This window comes from Comamonas sp. Z3 (assembly GCF_008121565.1).
In the GTDB taxonomy this organism is placed as follows: Bacteria; Pseudomonadota; Gammaproteobacteria; order Burkholderiales; family Burkholderiaceae_C; genus Comamonas; species Comamonas brasiliensis.
This window is the reverse complement of record NZ_VOQU01000002.1, coordinates 501,950-519,180: the sequence shown is the minus strand read 5'-3', so window position 1 is coordinate 519,180 and position 17,231 is coordinate 501,950. Positions and strand designations below refer to the sequence as shown.

Below are 17,231 nucleotides of genomic sequence, written 5' to 3'. Positions count from 1 at the left end.
AAAGCCGCGCCTTGCAAAAGGCCGCGGCTTTTTTCATACGCCAGGGACCTAGGGCAACTCAGTCAACGATTGTCAGCTTGGCAATCGCCAGCGCCAGCCACTTGGTGCCATGGCGACCGAAGCTGACCTGGGCACGTGCATCGTCACCCGTGCCTTCCACCGCCAGCACCTTGCCCTCGCCGAACTTGTTGTGGAACACCGCGATACCGGCCTTGATGCCGTGCGCGGGCTCGGCCTTTTGCTGCGGCACGGGCGGGCTGGCAAAGACTTCGGTCTGCTTGCCGCCCCAGCCCGAGCCGGAGCCGAACTGGCCTGCGCCCCTGGATCCCCAGGCACCGCCAGCCCCTGAGGAAGGGGCGAAGCTGCCAAAGCCGCTCTGCCGGGGCGTGATCCACTTGAGCGCTTCTTCAGGCAGCTCGTCAAAGAAGCGACTCTTGACGTTGTAGCGCGTCTGGCCATGCAGCATGCGCGTCTGCGAATGGCTCAGATACAGACGCTTGCGCGCACGCGTGATGGCCACATAGGCCAGGCGCCGCTCCTCCTCCAGACCGCCACGATCCATCATGGCGTTCTCGTGCGGGAACAGGCCCTCCTCCACACCGCCTATGAACACGGCATCGAACTCCAGGCCCTTGGAAGCATGCACGGTCATCAGCTGCACGGCATCCTGGCCTGCCTGGGCCTGGTTGTCGCCCGCTTCCAGTGCCGCATGCACGAGAAAGGCCTGCAGCGGCGACAGCGTCTCACCGGTATCGGCATTGACCATGGAGGCCGCCGTACCGGCCGGCGCCCTGAGCGCCTCGTCCAGCAGCGGCTGATTCGGGTCCAGCCCCTGGCTGACCGGCGACTGGCTCAGCTGCGGCGCGTTCTGCTGCTCGTCCAGCGGCATGGCCACGGCATCGCGGCCAAAGCCTTCCTGGGTCACAAAGCTCTCGGCAGCCGTGACCAGTTCCTGCAAGTTCTCGATACGGTCCGCGCCCTCTTTCTCGTTGCGGTAATGCTCGATCAGGCCGCTTTGCTCTTCCACGGTCTCGATGATTTCACGCAGCGTGCGCCCTTGCGTCTGCTCGCGCAGCACATCGATCTGTGCCACAAAGCCCTGCAGCTTGGTGCCTGCCGCGCCGCCCACGGCGGTGACGGCGTCGCTCAGCGAAGTGCCGCTGCTGCGCGCCGTGTCCTGCAGGACTTCGATCGTGCGCGCGCCGATCCCGCGTGCGGGGAAATTCACCACGCGCAGGAAACTGGTGTCGTCGTGCGGATTCTCCAGCAGGCGCAGATAGGCCAGGGCATGCTTGATTTCGGCGCGCTCGAAAAACCGCAGGCCGCCATACACACGGTAGGGAATTCTGGAATTGAACAGCGCCGACTCGATCACCCGGCTTTGCGCATTGCTGCGGTAGAGCACGGCAATTTCCTGGCGCGTGAAGCCATCGTTTTTGACCAGCTGCTTGATCTCGTCAACCATCCACGCAGCCTCGGCCAGATCGCTGGGCGCTTCGTAGATGCGCACCGGCTCGCCCGGGCCCTGGCTGGTGCGCAGGTTCTTGCCAAGGCGGTTGCTGTTGTGGCTGATGAGGGCGTTGGCGCAGTCGAGGATGTTGCTGTAGCTGCGGTAGTTCTGCTCCAGCTTGATCTGGTTTTTGACGTCGAACTCGCGGATGAAGTCCGCCATATTGCCCACGCGCGCGCCGCGAAAGGCATAGATGCTCTGGTCGTCATCGCCCACGGCAATCACGCTGGCAGCCGACTCGTAGCGCCCGCCCACATCGTCGCCCGCCAGTTGCTTGAGCCACTGGTACTGCAGCTTGTTGGTGTCCTGGAACTCGTCCACCAAAATATGCTGAAAGCGGCGCTGGTAGTGGTGGCGCAGATGGACATCGTCACGCAGCAGCTCGTAGCTGCGCAGCATCAGCTCACCAAAATCGACCACGCCTTCGCGCTGGCATTGCTCTTCGTAGAGCTGGTACAGCTCCACTTTCTTGCGAGTGTCGGGGTCGGTCGCCACCACATCGCCAGGGCGCATGCCCTCTTCCTTGCAGCCCGCAATGAAGTACATCAGCTGCTTGGGCGGAAAGCGCTCGTCATCCACATTGAACTGCTTGCACAGGCGCTTGATGGCCGAAAGCTGATCCTGGGTATCCAGAATCTGGAACGCCTGCGGCAGCCTGGCTGCCTGATAGTGGGCGCGCAGCAGTCGGTTGCACAGGCCGTGGAACGTGCCGATCCACATGCCGCGCACGTTGTAGGGCAGCATGGCCGACAGGCGCGTGAGCATCTCCTTGGCGGCCTTGTTGGTGAAGGTCACAGCCATGATGGAGCCGGGCGTGGCCTGCCCGGTCTGCAGCAGCCAGGCGATGCGCGTGGTCAGCACACGCGTCTTGCCCGAGCCGGCACCTGCCAGAATCAGCGCATGGCCCGCAGGCAGGGTCACTGCGGCCAGCTGCTCATCGTTGAGGCCGGTCAGCAGGGGCGAGTGAGAGGCGGGATTGGCGCCGGAATTTGCACCGTCTGGCGCGGAGTCAAGCAGGTCGATCGGGAACATAGCCCCCATTGTAGAAATGCTGGCGACTCCCTGCGATCTGCTGCTGCTTTCGCGGCTTCGTGCTCCTGAAAGAAAAGCTGCCTGCGCATGATAAATATGGATTTCAGATACTTTTGTATCTGAAACTCATGAATATCAAGCGCAAGCAGCTATCAATTCATTCAAGCCACGGCACTCAGTGGCCGCCCGCACCGGGATCGACCGTGCGGGTCGGCCTCGGTGCCAGCCAGATCGCGCAGGCCGCGAGCACAAAGCCGCCCGCGATGATGAACATGATCTGATTGGTGGCCAGCATCACGCTCTGGCTGGTGATGAGCTGATCAAGCGCCGACAGCGCCGCATCGGCACTCATGCCCGACTGCTGCAGCCCGTGCAGCACCTCGCCGCCGGCATCGCTCAAACCCACCAGATCCGCATGCTTGCGCGTCGTGCCGTTCTCCCAGGCCGTGTTGACCACGGAGACCGCCGCCGCGCCCGACAGGGTGCGCAGAAAGTTCATCAGGCCGGCGGCGTTATCCATCTCCTGCGGCTCCACGCTGGCCAGCGCCAGCCCGGTGGTCGGGATGAAGAAGAACGGCAGACCCAGCCCCATGAACATCAGTGGCAGGGCGATGTCCCAATAGCCCATGTCCGTCGTGGCGAACGCCCGCCAGCAGGTGATCACCCCCATCCAGAACACCCCGCCAAAGATCAGCCGGCGCGGGTCCACCCGGGCCGCCAGCCCGGCGGCGGCCGGCGCCACGAACAGCGCGAACAGCCCCGTCCATGCCGTGACCAGACCCGCCAGCGTGGCCGTGTAGCCCATGAAGCTCTGCAGCCACAGCGGCGTGAGCACATTGACGGCGAAGAAGGCCGCAAACGCCAGACTGATGGTCAGCACGGCCATGGAAAAGCCGCGGTGCCTGAAGACGCGCAGATCCACGATCGGGTGCTCGGCATGCAGCTCCCAGATCATGAAGGCCGCAAAGCCCACCACGGCCACCGCAGCCAGCGCCACGATCATGGGCGAGGCAAACCAGTCCAGGTTCTTGCCTTCATCCAGCATCAGCTGCAGCGAGCCCACCCAGACGATGAGCAGAAGCAGGCCCACGGTGTCTATGGGGTTCTTGAGCAGCGGCCGCTCGTAGCGCCTGACCAGATGCCAGACCGCAAACGCGCAGACCAGGGCCACCGGGATGTTGATCAGAAAGATCCAGTGCCAGGTGTACTCGTCGCAGATCCAGCCGCCCACGATGGGGCCCAGCACGGGGGCAATCAGCGTGGTCATGGACCACAGGCCGATGGCTGCGGGCGCCATGCGCGGCGGGAAGATGCGCAGCAGCAGCGACTGGGACAGCGGCATCAGCGGGCCGCCGGCCAGACCCTGCAAGATACGCGCAAACACCAGCATGCCCAGGGAATTGGCCAGGCCGCACAGCAGCGATGCCAGACCGAACAGGCCCATGGCCGTGGCAAACACGCGCACCGCGCCGAAGCGCGCCGCCAGCCAGCCGGTCAGCGGCACGGTGATGGCCTCGGCCACCGCATAGCTGGTGATGACCCAGGTTCCCTGGCTGGTGGTCGCGCCCAGATTGCCGGCGATGCTGGGCACGGAGACATTGGCCACCGTCATGTCCAGCACGGCCATGAAATTGGCTGCGGCCAACACCAGGGCCGCCAGCCACAGCGTGCCCCCCGTCAGCGGCACCATGCCGGCGGCCATGGGCACGGCAGGCGCATCGGCCGCTGCGGCCGCACTTGCGTTGTGATCGCTCATGAGGCACTCACTGCGCGGCCGTGGTCGCCACGCCGGCTGCGTCGGCAGGGCCGCTGCGGGTGTCCACCGTCACCTGCATGGACAGGCCCACGCGCAGCGGGTTCCTGGCCAGCTCGGCGGCATCGAGCTGAATGCGCACGGGCAGGCGCTGCACCACCTTGATCCAGTTGCCCGTGGCGTTCTGCGCGGGAATGGCCGCAAACGCCGAGCCGGAGCCGCCGCTGAAGCCCACCACAGTGCCGCTGTACTTCACATCGCTGCCGTACAGATCGGACTGCAGCTGCACGCGCTGGCCCACGCGCACCTTGCCCAGCTGGCCCTCCTTGAAGTTGGCATCCACATAGATCCGCTGCACCGGCACCACCGTCATCAATGGCGCACCGGCCTGCACGCGCTGACCGATCTGCACGCTGCGCTTGGCCACCACGCCATCGACGGGAGCACGCACCGTGCTGCGATCCAGATCGACCTGGGCCTGGTCGCGCCGCGCCTGCGCCAGCTGCACCTCGGGATTGGTCTGGGCATCCGCACCCTCGATCAAGGAGGCGTTGACCTGCTTGGCACCAATGGCGGCTTCACGGTTTGCCCTGGCCTGTGCCTGCGCGGCCACGGCCGATGCGAGCTGTGCCTTGGCTGCGGCAAAAGCGTTCTGCGCCTGCGTCAGTTCCTCGCCCGAGACCGAACCGCTCTTGGCCAGGGCCTGGCGGCGCTGCAAATCGATGGTGGCACGCTCCATATCGGCCTCGGCCGCCAGCAACTGGGCGGCCGCGCGCTTTTCGTCGGCCTCGCGTGCCGTGACCTGCGCTTTCAGCCCGCCATCGTTGGCCACATAGCCCTTGACGCGGCGCGTGGCGCGGGCCAGCTCGGCCTCGGCCTGGGCCAGTGCCAGCCTGGCGTCCGTGGGATCGATGCGCACCAGCACATCGCCTTGCTTGACGGCCTGGGTGTCCCTGACCAGCACCTCCAGCACCGTGCCGCCTATGGACGGCGTGACCTGTGCCACCTCGGCCGCCGCATAGGCGTTGTCGGTGGAGACGAAGTGGGAGGCATGCAGCCACCAATAGGCGCCGGCGGCCCCACCGGCAAGCAGCACCACACCTGCCAGCGCGGCCAGCAGCCGGTTGCGGCGCTGTTCGCGCGCAGCAGGATTCGCGTTCACGGAAGAAGCGTTTTCAGTCATACAAAACCTTGGAAATATTCATGGGACTTACGCAAACGGGATTGCAATCACGGTCTGCCTGCTGAGACAGTCGTCTTGCCTGAACCCGTTGTGCGTAGGTCGTGATTCAGTTCAGGAAAGCGGCTCAGGCCTTTGGCGCGGTCGCATCAGGAGCGCCGGCGGACTCGCTCCAGCCGCCGCCCAGTGCGCGGTGCAGACCGATATCGAGCGTCAGGGCACGCGACTGCACATCGACCAGCTGGCGCACACTGGCCAGCAGCTGGTCTTCCGCCGACAGCACATCGAGATAGCGCGCCAGACCGCCCTCATAGCGGTTGCGCGCCACACGATGTGCCTCGGTCGCAGCCGTCACGGCCTGCTGCATGGCCGTCAGCTGCTGCTGCAGCGCTCGCTGGCTGACGGCGTTGTCCGCCACCTCCTGCAAGGCCCGGTTCAGCGTGCTGCGGTACTGGGCCACGGCCTCGTCATAGCGGGCACGCGCGGCCCCCAGCTGCGAGCGCAAACGGCCGCCATTGAAGATCGGCAGGCTGACGGCCGGACCCAGGCTGGCGATGCCGGAGCCGCTTCGGGTCAGCATGTCCAGGCCCAGCGACTGCACGCCGACAAAGGCGCTGAGATTCACATCGGGATAGAACTCGGCCTGCTGCGATGCCACGCGCGACTCCAGCGCCTGCGCCTGCAGGCGGGCGGCCACCACATCGGGGCGACGGCCCAGCAGATGCGCCGGCAACTGCGGCGGCAAGGCCCATTGCTGCTGCCACGGTGATTGCAGGCGCCCGGCATCCAGCGCGATAGCCGCACCACGATCGGGAGCGGCTCCCATCAGCGCAGCAATGCTGTTGCGCTGCAAGGCGACCTGTTCCTGCATCTGTGCCAGTTCGGCCTGTGCCGCGGCCTGACGCGCCCTGGCGCTGTGCACGCTGCCCTGGTTTTCGAGCCCGTTGGCATAGCGCTGCTCAAACAACTCGGCCGTGGTCCGGCGTACCTGCACCGATTGCTCAAGCGTCTGCACATTGGCAGCCAGGCGCAGCAGCTGTGCATAGGCCAGGGCCACATTGCTGGACAGCAAGAGACGCGCCTGGGCTGCATCGGCCTCGCGCGCTGCCAGCTCGCCGGCAGCGGCGGCCACGGCGGCGCGCTGCTTGCCCCACAGGTCCAGCGACCAGCTCAGGTCCAGCGTGGCGCGGCCATAGTCATTCATGCCGCGCGGCGCGAAGGCCTCTGGCGTCAGATGGTGGTAGCTGAGCTTGTCCTCGCTGACCGAGGCGCGGGCGGAAAGCTGCGGCGCAGAGGCCGCTTCGCTCACACCCAGCATGGCCCGGGCCTGCTGCACGCGGGCTGCGGCGGCAGCCATATCGGGAGCGCCCTCCAGAGCCTGGGCGATCAACTGATCGAGCTGTGCATCGCCATAGCGCTGCCACCATTGCTGGGTGGGCCAGTCCATGGGCGGGGCATGGTTTGCAGCCTGCAGAGTCTCGGGCACGGGCTGCGCCAGCACGGCCTTGCCCTCCCATTCGGGAACCTGGGCGCAGGCTGCCAGTAGCGCAGGCAAGCCCAGAACCCACCAGCCATGGCGCCCACGCCGAGTCCTCTGCGGCGCGGCGGCTATGCATTGAGTCATGAAATACTTTAATAATGAACTGTACGGTACAGTATATATTTTCAGGATTCAAGATCGCAAGCGCTACACTGAAAGACATCACAACCACCCGAGGACATTTCGCTCCATGCGCACCAAAACGGAAGAAAAGCGACAAGCCATCATTGACGTTGCAGCGGCCACCTTTGGCGAACTGGGCTTCGAGCGCACTTCCATGTCCGAGATCTGCACGCGGCTGGGCGGCTCCAAGGCCACGCTCTACAACTACTTTCCGTCCAAGGAAGCGCTGTTTCTGGAGGTGATGTTCCAGGCCTCCGAGGCCGACTTCCAGAACACCATGCTGGCGCTGCAGGCCAGCAATGACGATGCGGCACAGACGCTGCGCAACTTTGGCCAGCGTTTCCTGGGCCTGCTGTACTCGCCGGAGGTGATGGCCGTGCGCCGCCTGCTGGTCTGCGAAGGCGGGCGCGCCAATATCGGCCAGCGCTGCTGGGACATGGGACCGGCGCGCGGCAACGCCGCCATCAATGCCTTTTTGCAGCAGGGCATCGAGCGCCGCCTGCTGCGCAATGCAGACACCGAGGTCATGCGCCATCACCTGCTGGCGTTGCTGGAGGCCGAGTTGCTGCCGCGCTTCATGTTCCAGCATCTGCCCGCCCCTTCTGCGCAGGAGATTGCCCTGTGCACCGAGCATGCTGTGGATGCCTTCATGCGGGTCTATGGCACAGCCGGCGAGACGCAGGACAAGGCAGCCCTATAAGAAAATCCTTATAACCCTCATAACGATGTCGGAACATACGATTTGCGCCGACGCCGTATAGAATCAATCACCGGGCCCAAGTTTTTTGAGGTCCGGTTTTTTTTGCCTGCTGCATGCCGGCACTGCCGAAAACCGGGCTCCAAGCCAAGCGCCTATCCTTGAAAATTGAGGTGGGTGAGATTCCCGCCGTGACCTTTTCCGGAGCTTGGAACCATGGAAATCTTCGACTACGACAACATTCTTCTGCTGCCCCGCATATGCCGCGTGGAAAGCCGTTCGGAATGTGACACCAGCGTCGTGCTGGGCAACCGCAGCTTCAAGCTGCCCGTGGTGCCCGCCAACATGAAGACGGTGGTGGACGAGAAGATCTGCACTTATCTGGCACAAAACGGTTTCTTCTATGTGATGCACCGTTTTGACATCGACAACGTGGCCTTCACCAAGGACATGCAGTCCAAGGGACTGTTTGCCTCCATTTCTTTGGGCGTCAAGCAACCCGACTACGAAACGGTAGACCGCTTCGTGGCCGACGGCATCTGCCCCGAATACATCACCATCGACATTGCCCACGGCCATGCCGAGAGCGTGAAGAACATGATTGCCTACATCAAGGCCAAGATCCCTGCGGCCTTTGTGATTGCCGGCAACGTCGCCACGCCTGAAGCAGTGATCGACCTCGAAAACTGGGGTGCGGACGCCACCAAGGTCGGCGTGGGCCCCGGCAAGGTTTGCATCACCAAGCTCAAGACCGGCTTCGGCACGGGCGGCTGGCAGCTGTCGGCGCTCAAGTGGTGCGCCCGCGTGGCGACCAAGCCCATCATTGCCGACGGCGGCATCCGCAGCCACGGCGACATTGCCAAGAGCATCCGTTTCGGTGCCACCATGGTGATGATCGGCTCCCTGTTCGCGGGCCATGAAGAGTCGCCCGGCAAGACCGTGGAAGTGGACGGCCAGCTGTTCAAGGAGTACTACGGCTCGGCCTCCGACTTCAACAAGGGCGAGTACAAGCATGTGGAAGGCAAGCGCATTCTCGAGCCCGTCAAGGGCCCGCTGATGAACACGCTGGTCGAGATGCAGCAGGACGTACAGTCCTCCATCAGCTACGCAGGCGGCACCAAGCTCATGGACATCCGCAAGGTCAACTACGTCATCCTCGGCGGCGACAACGCCGGCGAGCATCTGCTGATGTAGGCCGCCAGGCGCGACTCACCAGCGCGAAGGTGAACCTCCAAAAAAAGCATCAAGGGCAGCTCAGGCTGCCCTTGTTGTTTGTGGCCCTGCATTTTCCGCATCCCCCACGCACAACTGATCTGTGGTCATGACCGCGATCGCGGGCTGCTTCAGAACGTGTTTACGATCTCTACGCAGCCGCGTTGGAGCGCAATCGGGATGAGTTCGAAGCGATGGCTCGCCGCTTGCACCAGGGCGCAAGCAAGAGTCAGCGCGCAGAAATCGCCCGATTTCGCTCCAACCCTTCGGGACAGCGGCTTTGCGGGCGGTCTGCGGCGTTGCCTCGCCGGCCGCGCGAATCCTCGCAATAGCGCGCTATTGCTGCGGTATCGCGCGCGGGGGGCCGCCCCCTAGCATCTCATCCCGCAAAGCCACTGTCGCGGCGCGAGGAGATCGTAAACACGTTCTTAGGGCTTAGCATGTCGTCATTCACAAGAACGTGCTGACGTTCCATAACTCCAGGGAAACAACGCCATGAACACACTGAAGATCGCCGTTCTGGGCACGGGCATGATGGGGCTGCCCATGGCCCGCCGCCTGGCCCAGGCCGGCCATGAGGTCCACGCCTGGAACCGCACCCGCGCCAAGGCCGAGCCGCTGGCTGCCGATGGCGTGAACATCCACGACAGCGCGGCAGATGCCGTGCGCGGCGTGGACTTTGCCGTGAGCCTGCTGGAAAGCGGCGCCATCGTGGGCGAAGTGCTGTTCGACCTGGGCGTGGCCGAAGCCATGCCCAAAGGCTCGCTGTTCATCGACATGGCCTCCATCCAGCCGCGCGAGGCGCGTGAACATGCCGGCAAGCTTGCCGCGCTGGGCCTGCGCCATCTGGATGCTCCGGTCTCGGGCGGCACGCTAGGCGCAGAAGCCGGCACCCTGGCCATCATGGCCGGCGGCGAGGCGGCGGATTTCGAACAAGCCCTGCCCGTCTTTGCGGCGCTGGGCCGTGCCACCCATGTGGGCCCGCATGGCGCAGGCCAGCTCGCAAAACTGGCCAACCAGATGATCGTGGGCATCACCATCGGTGCCGTGGCCGAAGCCCTGCTGCTGGCCGAACGCGGGGGGGCCGACCCGGCCAAGGTGCGTGAAGCCATCTCCGGCGGCTTTGCCGACAGCCGCATCCTGCAAGTGCATGGCGAACGCATGGTCAAGCACGACTTTGCACCGCGCGGGCGCATGACGGTACAGCTCAAGGACATGCGCAACGCCACCGCCACGGCCGAGGAAATCGGCTTTGACGCACCCATCACCGGCCTGCTGGAACAGCTCTATGCCGAGGGCGTGAAAAACGGCCTGGGCGACCTGGACCAGGCGGGCCTGTTCGTGGAATTGCAACGCCGCAACGCACTGGATTAAAAAAACCCGCGGGTTTTCCTGCAAGCCCTCCAGAATTAGCGCATAATTGCGGTCTCGCTTGCAGCGCAGGCGTTGTGTGGGGCTCTTAGCTCAGCTGGTAGAGCAGCGGACTCTTAATCCGTTGGTCGAGTGTTCGAATCACTCAGGGCCCACCAAATTCCTTCGGTCTGATTCTTCAGATTGATCCTCCGGATTTACTCCGGCGGGCTCTTAGCTCAGTTGGTAGAGCAGCGGACTCTTAATCCGTTGGTCGAGTGTTCGAATCACTCAGGGCCCACCAAAATTTTCTTCGATCTGATTCTTCAGGTTGATCCTCCGGTTTATCCGGCGGGCTCTTAGCTCAGTTGGTAGAGCAGCGGACTCTTAATCCGTTGGTCGAGTGTTCGAATCACTCAGGGCCCACCAAAATTTTCTTCGATCTGATTCTTCAGGTTGATCCTCCGGTTTATACGGCGGGCTCTTAGCTCAGTTGGTAGAGCAGCGGACTCTTAATCCGTTGGTCGAGTGTTCGAATCACTCAGGGCCCACCAAAATTCAAAAGCCAAAGTTCTCAGGAACTTTGGCTTTTTTCTTGGCCGCGCCCGAGCGCCGCCGAATCTGCAAAAGCATGGGTGCCGACATCAGAGCCGCGCCATATCAGGCATCATGCAGACATCTCCGGGCAGTATTTGCCCACCCAAGACTCACTATGCAAAACGACCTCTCCACGTTCTGGCGCGGACCGCGTTGGACTCTGGCCATGCTGCTTGCCATCCTCGGCATGCTGGGCCCGTTCTCGGTTGACACCTATATTCCCGCCTTCTCGGGCATTGCCAAGGCATTGGGCGCAACCCCCGTAGAAATGCAGCAGACCCTGTCGGCCTACCTGCTGGGTTTTGCCTTCATGAACCTGTTTCATGGCGCCCTGGCCGACAGCTTCGGACGCCGCCCCGTCATCCTCTGGGGATTGGTGATGTTCACCATCGCCTCGGCCGGCTGTGCGCTGTCGCAGAACATCACCCAGCTGGTGATCTTCCGCACGCTGCAGGGCCTGTCTACCGGTGCCGGCATCGTGGTCTCGCGCGCCATCGTGCGCGACATCTTTCCGCCGACCCAGGCCCAGGGCGTGATGGCGCAGATCACCATCTTCTTCGGCGTTGCGCCGGCACTGGCTCCCGTGATCGGCGGCTGGCTGTTCGTGCACCTGAGCTGGCAGGCCGTGTTCTGGTTCCTGACCATCGTGGGCGTGCTGCTCTGGCTCATCAACATCAAGTTCCTGCCCGAATCGCTGCCGCCGCAAAAGCGCCAGCCCTTCCAGTTCAGGCCACTGATGCAGGGCTATGGCATCTTGCTCACCGATCCGCGCTTTCTGCTGCTGGCCCTGGCCAGCGGCATTCCGTTCAACGGCATGTTTCTCTATCTGCTGTCGGCCCCGGCTTTTCTGGGCGATATCCTGCAGCTGGAGCCCACGCAGTTCTTCTGGTTCTTCATCGCCACCATCGGCGGCATCATGGCCGGCAGCTGGACCAGCGGCCGCCTGGCCGGACGCATTCCGCCCAAGCGCCAGATCCGCCACGGCTTTCTGGTGATGTGCGTGACCTCCATCATCAATCTGGTGGCCAATCTGATCTGGCCTGCACATGTGAGCTGGGCCTTGATTCCCATCAGCCTGTTCGCCTACGGCTGGGCGCTGATGGTGCCCGTGGTGACGCTGCTGGTGCTGGACATCCACCCTGCGCGACGCGGTCTGGCCTCCTCGCTGCAGGCTGTGGTGGGCTCGGTGGCCAATGGCTTTGTGGCCGGTGTGATCGCGCCGCTGGTCATGCATTCGGCGGCACTGCTGGCCACGGGCTCGATTCTGATGATGCTGATCGGCCTGGTCGCCTGGATCTATCTGCACCACCACTGGCCGGACATCGGCCGCCATGCCTCCGAACATTAAAAAAAGGAGCAGCTACCGCTTGTAATCTATAGATTTCAGATTGAAAAGTATCTGAAATCCTTGAATGACATGCGCTAGCAGCTCACTTTTCAAGAACGATCCCAGTCCTGTACGGGCAACAAAAAGCCGGCTTCGAGAGCCGGCTTTTTTCATGCTTCGGGCCGCAGCCCGAATCAGCGATCAACGCTCGTCGCGACGCGGTGCGCGGGGCTTGCGCTCGAAGCTGCGCTCGCCACCACGTTCGCCATGGGGCTGGTAAGGCTTGCCGGCACCCTGACCAAAGGCAGGACGACGTTCGCCGCCGCCGAAGCCGCGCGATTCGCCACCACGGAAGCCGCCTTCGCGGGGAGCGCCTGCATGAGCGCCTTCACGGCCACCGCCGAAGCTCTTGCGGCCGAAGTCGCCGCCTTCACGGCGCTGGCCGCCACCGAAGCCGCCACGCGATTCACCGCCGCCGAAGCCGCGCGATTCGCCACCACGGAAGCCGCCGCCGCGCTGCTCGCCGCGATCGCCGCCGCCGAAGCTGCCGCGGTCATCACGACGCTCGAAGCTGCGCTCCGGGCGCTGCTCGCCACCACCAAAGCCGGGACGACCGCCGCCGAAGCCACGATCCGCACCGCGCTCGCCGCGAGGTGCACCAAAACCGGCGCGATCACCACCGAAGCGGTCACCGCCACGGTCGCCACCACGATCACCACCGAAACCACCGCGATCATTTCCACGGCCGGCGCCGAAGCTGCCGAAGCCGGACTTGCGGCCATAGCCGTCGCCATCACGGCGACCACCAAAGCCACCGCGACCACCGGCGCCGCCGCCGCCACGGCGACCGTCACGCTCGCCGGAGGCGGGGAAACGCTGCTGGGGTTCCATGCCGGGAATGGTCTCGGCCTTGAACTGCTGGCGGGTATAGCCTTCGATGTCGAACACGCGGCGACGGTCACGGAATTCCGCAAACGTCACAGCAGTACCTTCGCGACCAGCGCGGCCGGTACGACCGATACGGTGGGTGTAGTCTTCAGCCTTCATGGGCAGGCCGTAGTTGAAGACGTGGGTGATGGTGGGCACGTCGATACCGCGAGCAGCCACATCGGTAGCCACCAGGATCTGGACCTGACCGTTGCGCAGCGCCATCAGGCGGCGATTGCGCAGACCCTGGCTCAGAGCACCGTGCAGGGCCACGGCAGAGAAGCCATCCTGCTGCAGGTCGGTAGCCAGGCCGTCACATTCCACTTGTGTGGATGCAAACACGATGGCCTGGTTGATGCTGCTGTCACGCAGCCAGTGGTCCAGCATCTTGCGCTTGTGCTGAGCGTTGTCGGCCCAGAACAGCACTTGCTTGATGCTGGCGTGCTTTTCCTGAGGCGTATCAACAGTCACCTTCTTCACGCCGGAGCCGTTGTCGTGCATCACGCGCATGGCCAGCTGTTGCACGCGAGGTGCAAACGTCGCGCTGAACATCATGGTTTGCTTGCGCTGGGCAGTCATCACATTGACTTCAGCCAGATCGTCGGAGAAGCCCAGATCCAGCATGCGGTCGGCTTCGTCGACCACCAGGAACTGCACCTTGTCCAGCTTGATCTGCATGGAACGCTGCAGGTCCAGCAGACGGCCGGGAGTGGCCACCACCAGATCGGCGTTCTGCAGCTTGGCGATCTGCAACTGGTAAGGAATGCCACCCACCACGTTGGCAATGCGGATGCCGCGGCAGTGCTTGACCAGCTCGATGGCATCATGCGCCACCTGCTGGGCCAGCTCACGCGTGGGGCACAGCACCAGGGCGCCAGGTACGGCAGCCTTGAAATTGCGGGAGTTGGTAGGGTCCTTGCGCTTGTTGCGCTTGGGCACAGGCTCGCCCTTGGCGGTGGCTTCTGCGCACAGGCGCTCGAACTCGGCCTTGGCATCGGCATCGGCTTGGGCGCGTTGCTCAATCAGGGTGTGCAGCACGGGCAGCAGGAAAGCGGCGGTCTTGCCGGAGCCGGTCTGGCTGGACACCATCAGGTCGATGAAACCGCTGGCATCAGCGGCTTCGCCCATGGCCAGAGGAATGGCCTTTTGCTGCACCTGTGTGGGCTGGGTGTAGCCCAGGTCGGCCACAGCCTGAACCAGCTCTGGGGCCAGGCCCAGTTCAACGAAGCCGTTAGGGACTTCTTCAGCAGCAGTTTCTTCTGCAGTGTTTTCTTCAGCAGCAGCGTCTTCTGCGTCCATGTCAGCCAGCATGGCGTCCAGACGGGAATCGATTTCAGGCGAAGACAAAGCAATATCAGCAGCGGCCACTTGGCCCTGCTCCAGGGAGTTTTCTGTCATGAATAGCTCACGCAAAAAGCGACGCAGTCAGCGTGCTGCTCGCTTCTTTGACGGTTGGTTATCAACATCCACCGTCAGACTTTGACTGGCCCGTTCGCAAAACGGGGCAGATGGGCGTTATGGCTTGTCGTGTCGGCTGTATGCAGGCCGTTGCACGCAAGTAAGAACCCGGTGTGTGATGGAGATGCGCAAAAATTACCCATTGATCGGGTAAGCAGTGCATTGTCGCACGCACCGGGTTTTCCCGCAAGTGGCAGGGCTATACCATCCCGCCACCGCACCATCAGACGCTGAGCAGCTGGCGGCGGTAATGCTGCAGCTCGTCGATCGACTCGTGCACATCGGCCAGGGCCGTGTGGCGCTGCGCCTTCTTGAAGGAGGTATAGGCCTCGGGCTTCCAGCGCTTGGCCAGCTCCTTGAGCGTGCTCACGTCGATATTGCGATAGTGAAAGAAATTGTTGAGCTTGGGCATGTAGCGCTCCATGAAGCGCCGGTCCTGACCAATGCTGTTGCCGCACAGCGGCGTCTTGCCCTTGGGCACGTATTTGCCCAGAAAGGCAATCAGCGCGGCCTCCGCCTCGGCTTCGCTGATGGTCGAAGCCTTGACCTTGTCGATGAGACCGCTTTTGCCATGCGTGCCCTTGTTCCAGGCATCCATGCCGCCAAGCAGTTCGTCAGACTGATGAATGGCGAATACCGGGCCTTCGACGCGAATCTGCAGATCGGAGCTGCTGACCACCACGGCAATCTCGATAATGCGGTCGCGGTCGGGGTTCAGCCCCGTCATTTCGCAGTCCAGCCACACCATATTGAGATCGGATTTGGGCAGAACCGGTGGGGTAGCGGCCACGGGTGCGGCGCTGACGGAATTCGTACAGGAAGCTTCAGACATGGCGCAAATTGTCGCCTACACTGCCAATACATGGCTTCCAGACTAGATTTCACATTGGCACTTTCGCTGCTGTTTGCGACAGCCGTAGCCTTGCAATGGCTGCTGCGCGCGTGGCTGGTTTCGCGCCAGGTGCGCCATGTGGCCAGCCATCGCGGCGCCGTGCCGCCGGCATTCGCCCATCGCATCAGCCTGTCCGCCCACCAGAAGGCGGCCGACTACACGCTGGCCAAGGCCAAGGTGTCGCTGATCGACATCACGCTGTCGGCCGCCGTGCTGCTGTGCTGGACGCTGCTGGGCGGACTGGACTGGCTCAACCGCTGGCTGCTTGAGTCCATGGGCCCCGGCCTGTGGCAGCAACTGGCGCTGCTGACCAGCTTTGCCGTGATCTCGGCGCTGATCGAGCTGCCTTTGTCGCTCTATCAGACCTTCAGGCTGGAGCAGCGCTTCGGCTTCAACCAGATGACGCCAGCTCTGTGGCTGGGCGATCTGCTCAAGTCGACGCTGGTGGCTGCCGTCATCGGCCTGCCGCTGGCGGCCCTGATTCTCTGGCTCATGGGATCGACCGGGCCGCTGTGGTGGCTCTGGGCCTGGGGCGCCTGGACGGCCTTCAATCTGCTGCTGATGTGGATTTTCCCCAGCTTTATCGCACCGCTGTTCAACAAGTTCGAGCCGCTGGCCGATGAAAGCCTCAAGAGCCGCGTGACCCGGCTGATGGAGCGCTGCGGCTTTGCGGCCAAAGGGCTGTTCGTGATGGACGGAAGCCGCCGCTCGGCGCATGCCAACGCCTATTTCACGGGCTTCGGCAATTCCAAGCGCGTGGTCTTCTTCGACACCCTGCTCAGACAGCTCAGCCCCGGTGAAGTCGAAGCCGTGCTGGCGCACGAACTAGGGCACTTCAAGCACAAGCACATCAGCAAGCGCATGGTCCTGATGTTTGGCGTCTCGCTGCTGGGCTTTGCGCTGCTGGGCTGGCTCAGCCAGCAAATGTGGTTCTACACCGGACTCGGAGTCTCGGTGCTGCTGGGGCCGGAGATGGGCATCGCGACCGACAACAATGCCCTGGCACTGCTGCTGTTCATGCTGGCCGTGCCGGTGTTCAGCTTCTTCGTCACACCGCTGATGTCGGCGATGTCGCGCCGCGACGAGTTCGAGGCCGATGCCTATGCCATGCAGCAGGCTGATGGTGCACAGCTGGCTTCGGCACTGCTCAAGCTTTACGAGGACAATGCGTCCACACTCACGCCAGACCCTTGGTATGTGAGCTTTTACTATTCACATCCTCCTGCCGTGGATCGCCTGGCGCGCATGCCGGCTCCCGCAGGCAGCTTGTAACACCACAACGGTTTCAGACATGAGCACACCCACACTGCAACAGAAAGACTGGTCCCAGCTCAAGCGCAGCGCCTTGAGCACAGAGCAAGTGCAAGAGCAGCTGGCAGCCCTCGAGGGCTGGGAGCTGGCGGCCGGCCCTGCGGCCATCGGCAAGACCTTCCGTTTCGTGAACTTCTACGAAACCATGGCCTTTGTGAATGCACTGGCCCTGATTGCCCATCAGCAGGACCACCACCCCGATCTGGAAGTCGGCTACAACCGCTGCAAGGTCAGCCTCAACACCCATGATGTGGGCGGCATCTCCGAGACCGACATCGATTGCGCGCGCCGCATCGAAGCACTGCTGAAGCCGGCCTGATCT

At 63.3% G+C, this 17,231-nt stretch carries 12 protein-coding genes and 4 tRNA genes; 10 read left to right on the top strand and 6 right to left on the bottom strand.

The window, feature by feature from the left end; translation table 11 throughout:
* Positions 1 to 58 precede the first annotated feature (58 nt).
* The 4 genes from FSY59_RS07060 to FSY59_RS07045 all read right to left on the bottom strand — a co-directional run bounded on the left by FSY59_RS07060 (position 59) and on the right by FSY59_RS07045 (position 7,099).
* A complete protein-coding gene (locus FSY59_RS07060; RefSeq protein ID WP_003058180.1) occupies positions 59 to 2,542 on the bottom strand; it encodes a UvrD-helicase domain-containing protein in 2,484 nt (827 codons plus the stop codon).
* A gap of 175 nt (positions 2,543 to 2,717) precedes the next feature.
* Positions 2,718 to 4,298, bottom strand: a complete 1,581-nt coding sequence (locus FSY59_RS07055) for a DHA2 family efflux MFS transporter permease subunit (RefSeq protein WP_148728707.1) — start codon at positions 4,296 to 4,298, stop codon at positions 2,718 to 2,720.
* 7 nt (positions 4,299 to 4,305) lie between these two features.
* Positions 4,306 to 5,478, bottom strand: a complete 1,173-nt coding sequence (locus FSY59_RS07050; RefSeq protein ID WP_003058182.1) for an HlyD family secretion protein — start codon at positions 5,476 to 5,478, stop codon at positions 4,306 to 4,308.
* 124 nt (positions 5,479 to 5,602) lie between these two features.
* The gene (locus FSY59_RS07045; protein WP_003058183.1) at positions 5,603 to 7,099 is read right to left on the bottom strand and encodes an efflux transporter outer membrane subunit; all 1,497 of its coding nucleotides are present in this window, start codon (positions 7,097 to 7,099) and stop codon (positions 5,603 to 5,605) included.
* A 106-nt stretch (positions 7,100 to 7,205) separates the two neighbouring features.
* Between FSY59_RS07045 and FSY59_RS07040 the strand changes: the two genes are divergently transcribed.
* From FSY59_RS07040 to FSY59_RS07005, 8 genes are all read left to right on the top strand, one after another.
* Positions 7,206 to 7,838 carry a TetR/AcrR family transcriptional regulator gene (locus FSY59_RS07040; protein ID WP_043371015.1) on the top strand — a complete coding sequence of 211 codons (633 nt, stop codon included), beginning with the start codon at positions 7,206 to 7,208 and terminating at the stop codon, positions 7,836 to 7,838.
* 213 nt (positions 7,839 to 8,051) lie between these two features.
* Entirely contained in the window at positions 8,052 to 9,029 is a 978-nt protein-coding gene (locus tag FSY59_RS07035; protein ID WP_003058185.1) for a GMP reductase, read from the top strand.
* Positions 9,030 to 9,542: 513 nt separating this feature from the next.
* Positions 9,543 to 10,421 (top strand): NAD(P)-dependent oxidoreductase, encoded by an 879-nt coding sequence (locus FSY59_RS07030; protein WP_003058186.1) that lies wholly within the window; start codon positions 9,543 to 9,545, stop codon positions 10,419 to 10,421.
* A gap of 79 nt (positions 10,422 to 10,500) precedes the next feature.
* Positions 10,501 to 10,576, top strand: a tRNA-Lys gene (locus FSY59_RS07025).
* 49 nt (positions 10,577 to 10,625) lie between these two features.
* Positions 10,626 to 10,701: transfer RNA gene (locus FSY59_RS07020), tRNA-Lys, on the top strand.
* 49 nt (positions 10,702 to 10,750) lie between these two features.
* Positions 10,751 to 10,826: transfer RNA gene (locus tag FSY59_RS07015), tRNA-Lys, on the top strand.
* 49 nt (positions 10,827 to 10,875) lie between these two features.
* Positions 10,876 to 10,951: transfer RNA gene (locus FSY59_RS07010), tRNA-Lys, on the top strand.
* A gap of 158 nt (positions 10,952 to 11,109) precedes the next feature.
* Positions 11,110 to 12,342, top strand: a complete 1,233-nt coding sequence (locus FSY59_RS07005; protein WP_003058187.1) for a multidrug effflux MFS transporter — start codon at positions 11,110 to 11,112, stop codon at positions 12,340 to 12,342.
* 180 nt (positions 12,343 to 12,522) lie between these two features.
* Here the strand turns inward: FSY59_RS07005 and FSY59_RS07000 are convergent, their stop codons facing one another.
* Together FSY59_RS07000 and orn are read right to left on the bottom strand one after the other, a co-directional pair.
* Positions 12,523 to 14,646 (bottom strand): DEAD/DEAH box helicase, encoded by a 2,124-nt coding sequence (locus tag FSY59_RS07000; protein ID WP_003058190.1) that lies wholly within the window; start codon positions 14,644 to 14,646, stop codon positions 12,523 to 12,525.
* Between the two features lie 283 nt (positions 14,647 to 14,929).
* The gene (orn, locus tag FSY59_RS06995; RefSeq protein ID WP_003058191.1) at positions 14,930 to 15,538 is read right to left on the bottom strand and encodes an oligoribonuclease; all 609 of its coding nucleotides are present in this window, start codon (positions 15,536 to 15,538) and stop codon (positions 14,930 to 14,932) included.
* Between the two features lie 30 nt (positions 15,539 to 15,568).
* On the opposite strand from orn, the gene FSY59_RS06990 reads away from it, so the two are divergent.
* Both FSY59_RS06990 and FSY59_RS06985 read left to right on the top strand, forming a co-directional pair.
* A complete protein-coding gene (locus tag FSY59_RS06990; RefSeq protein ID WP_148728706.1) occupies positions 15,569 to 16,870 on the top strand; it encodes a M48 family metallopeptidase in 1,302 nt (433 codons plus the stop codon).
* 19 nt (positions 16,871 to 16,889) lie between these two features.
* A complete protein-coding gene (locus FSY59_RS06985; RefSeq protein WP_003058195.1) occupies positions 16,890 to 17,228 on the top strand; it encodes a 4a-hydroxytetrahydrobiopterin dehydratase in 339 nt (112 codons plus the stop codon).
* The last annotated feature ends 3 nt before the right edge of the window (positions 17,229 to 17,231 follow it).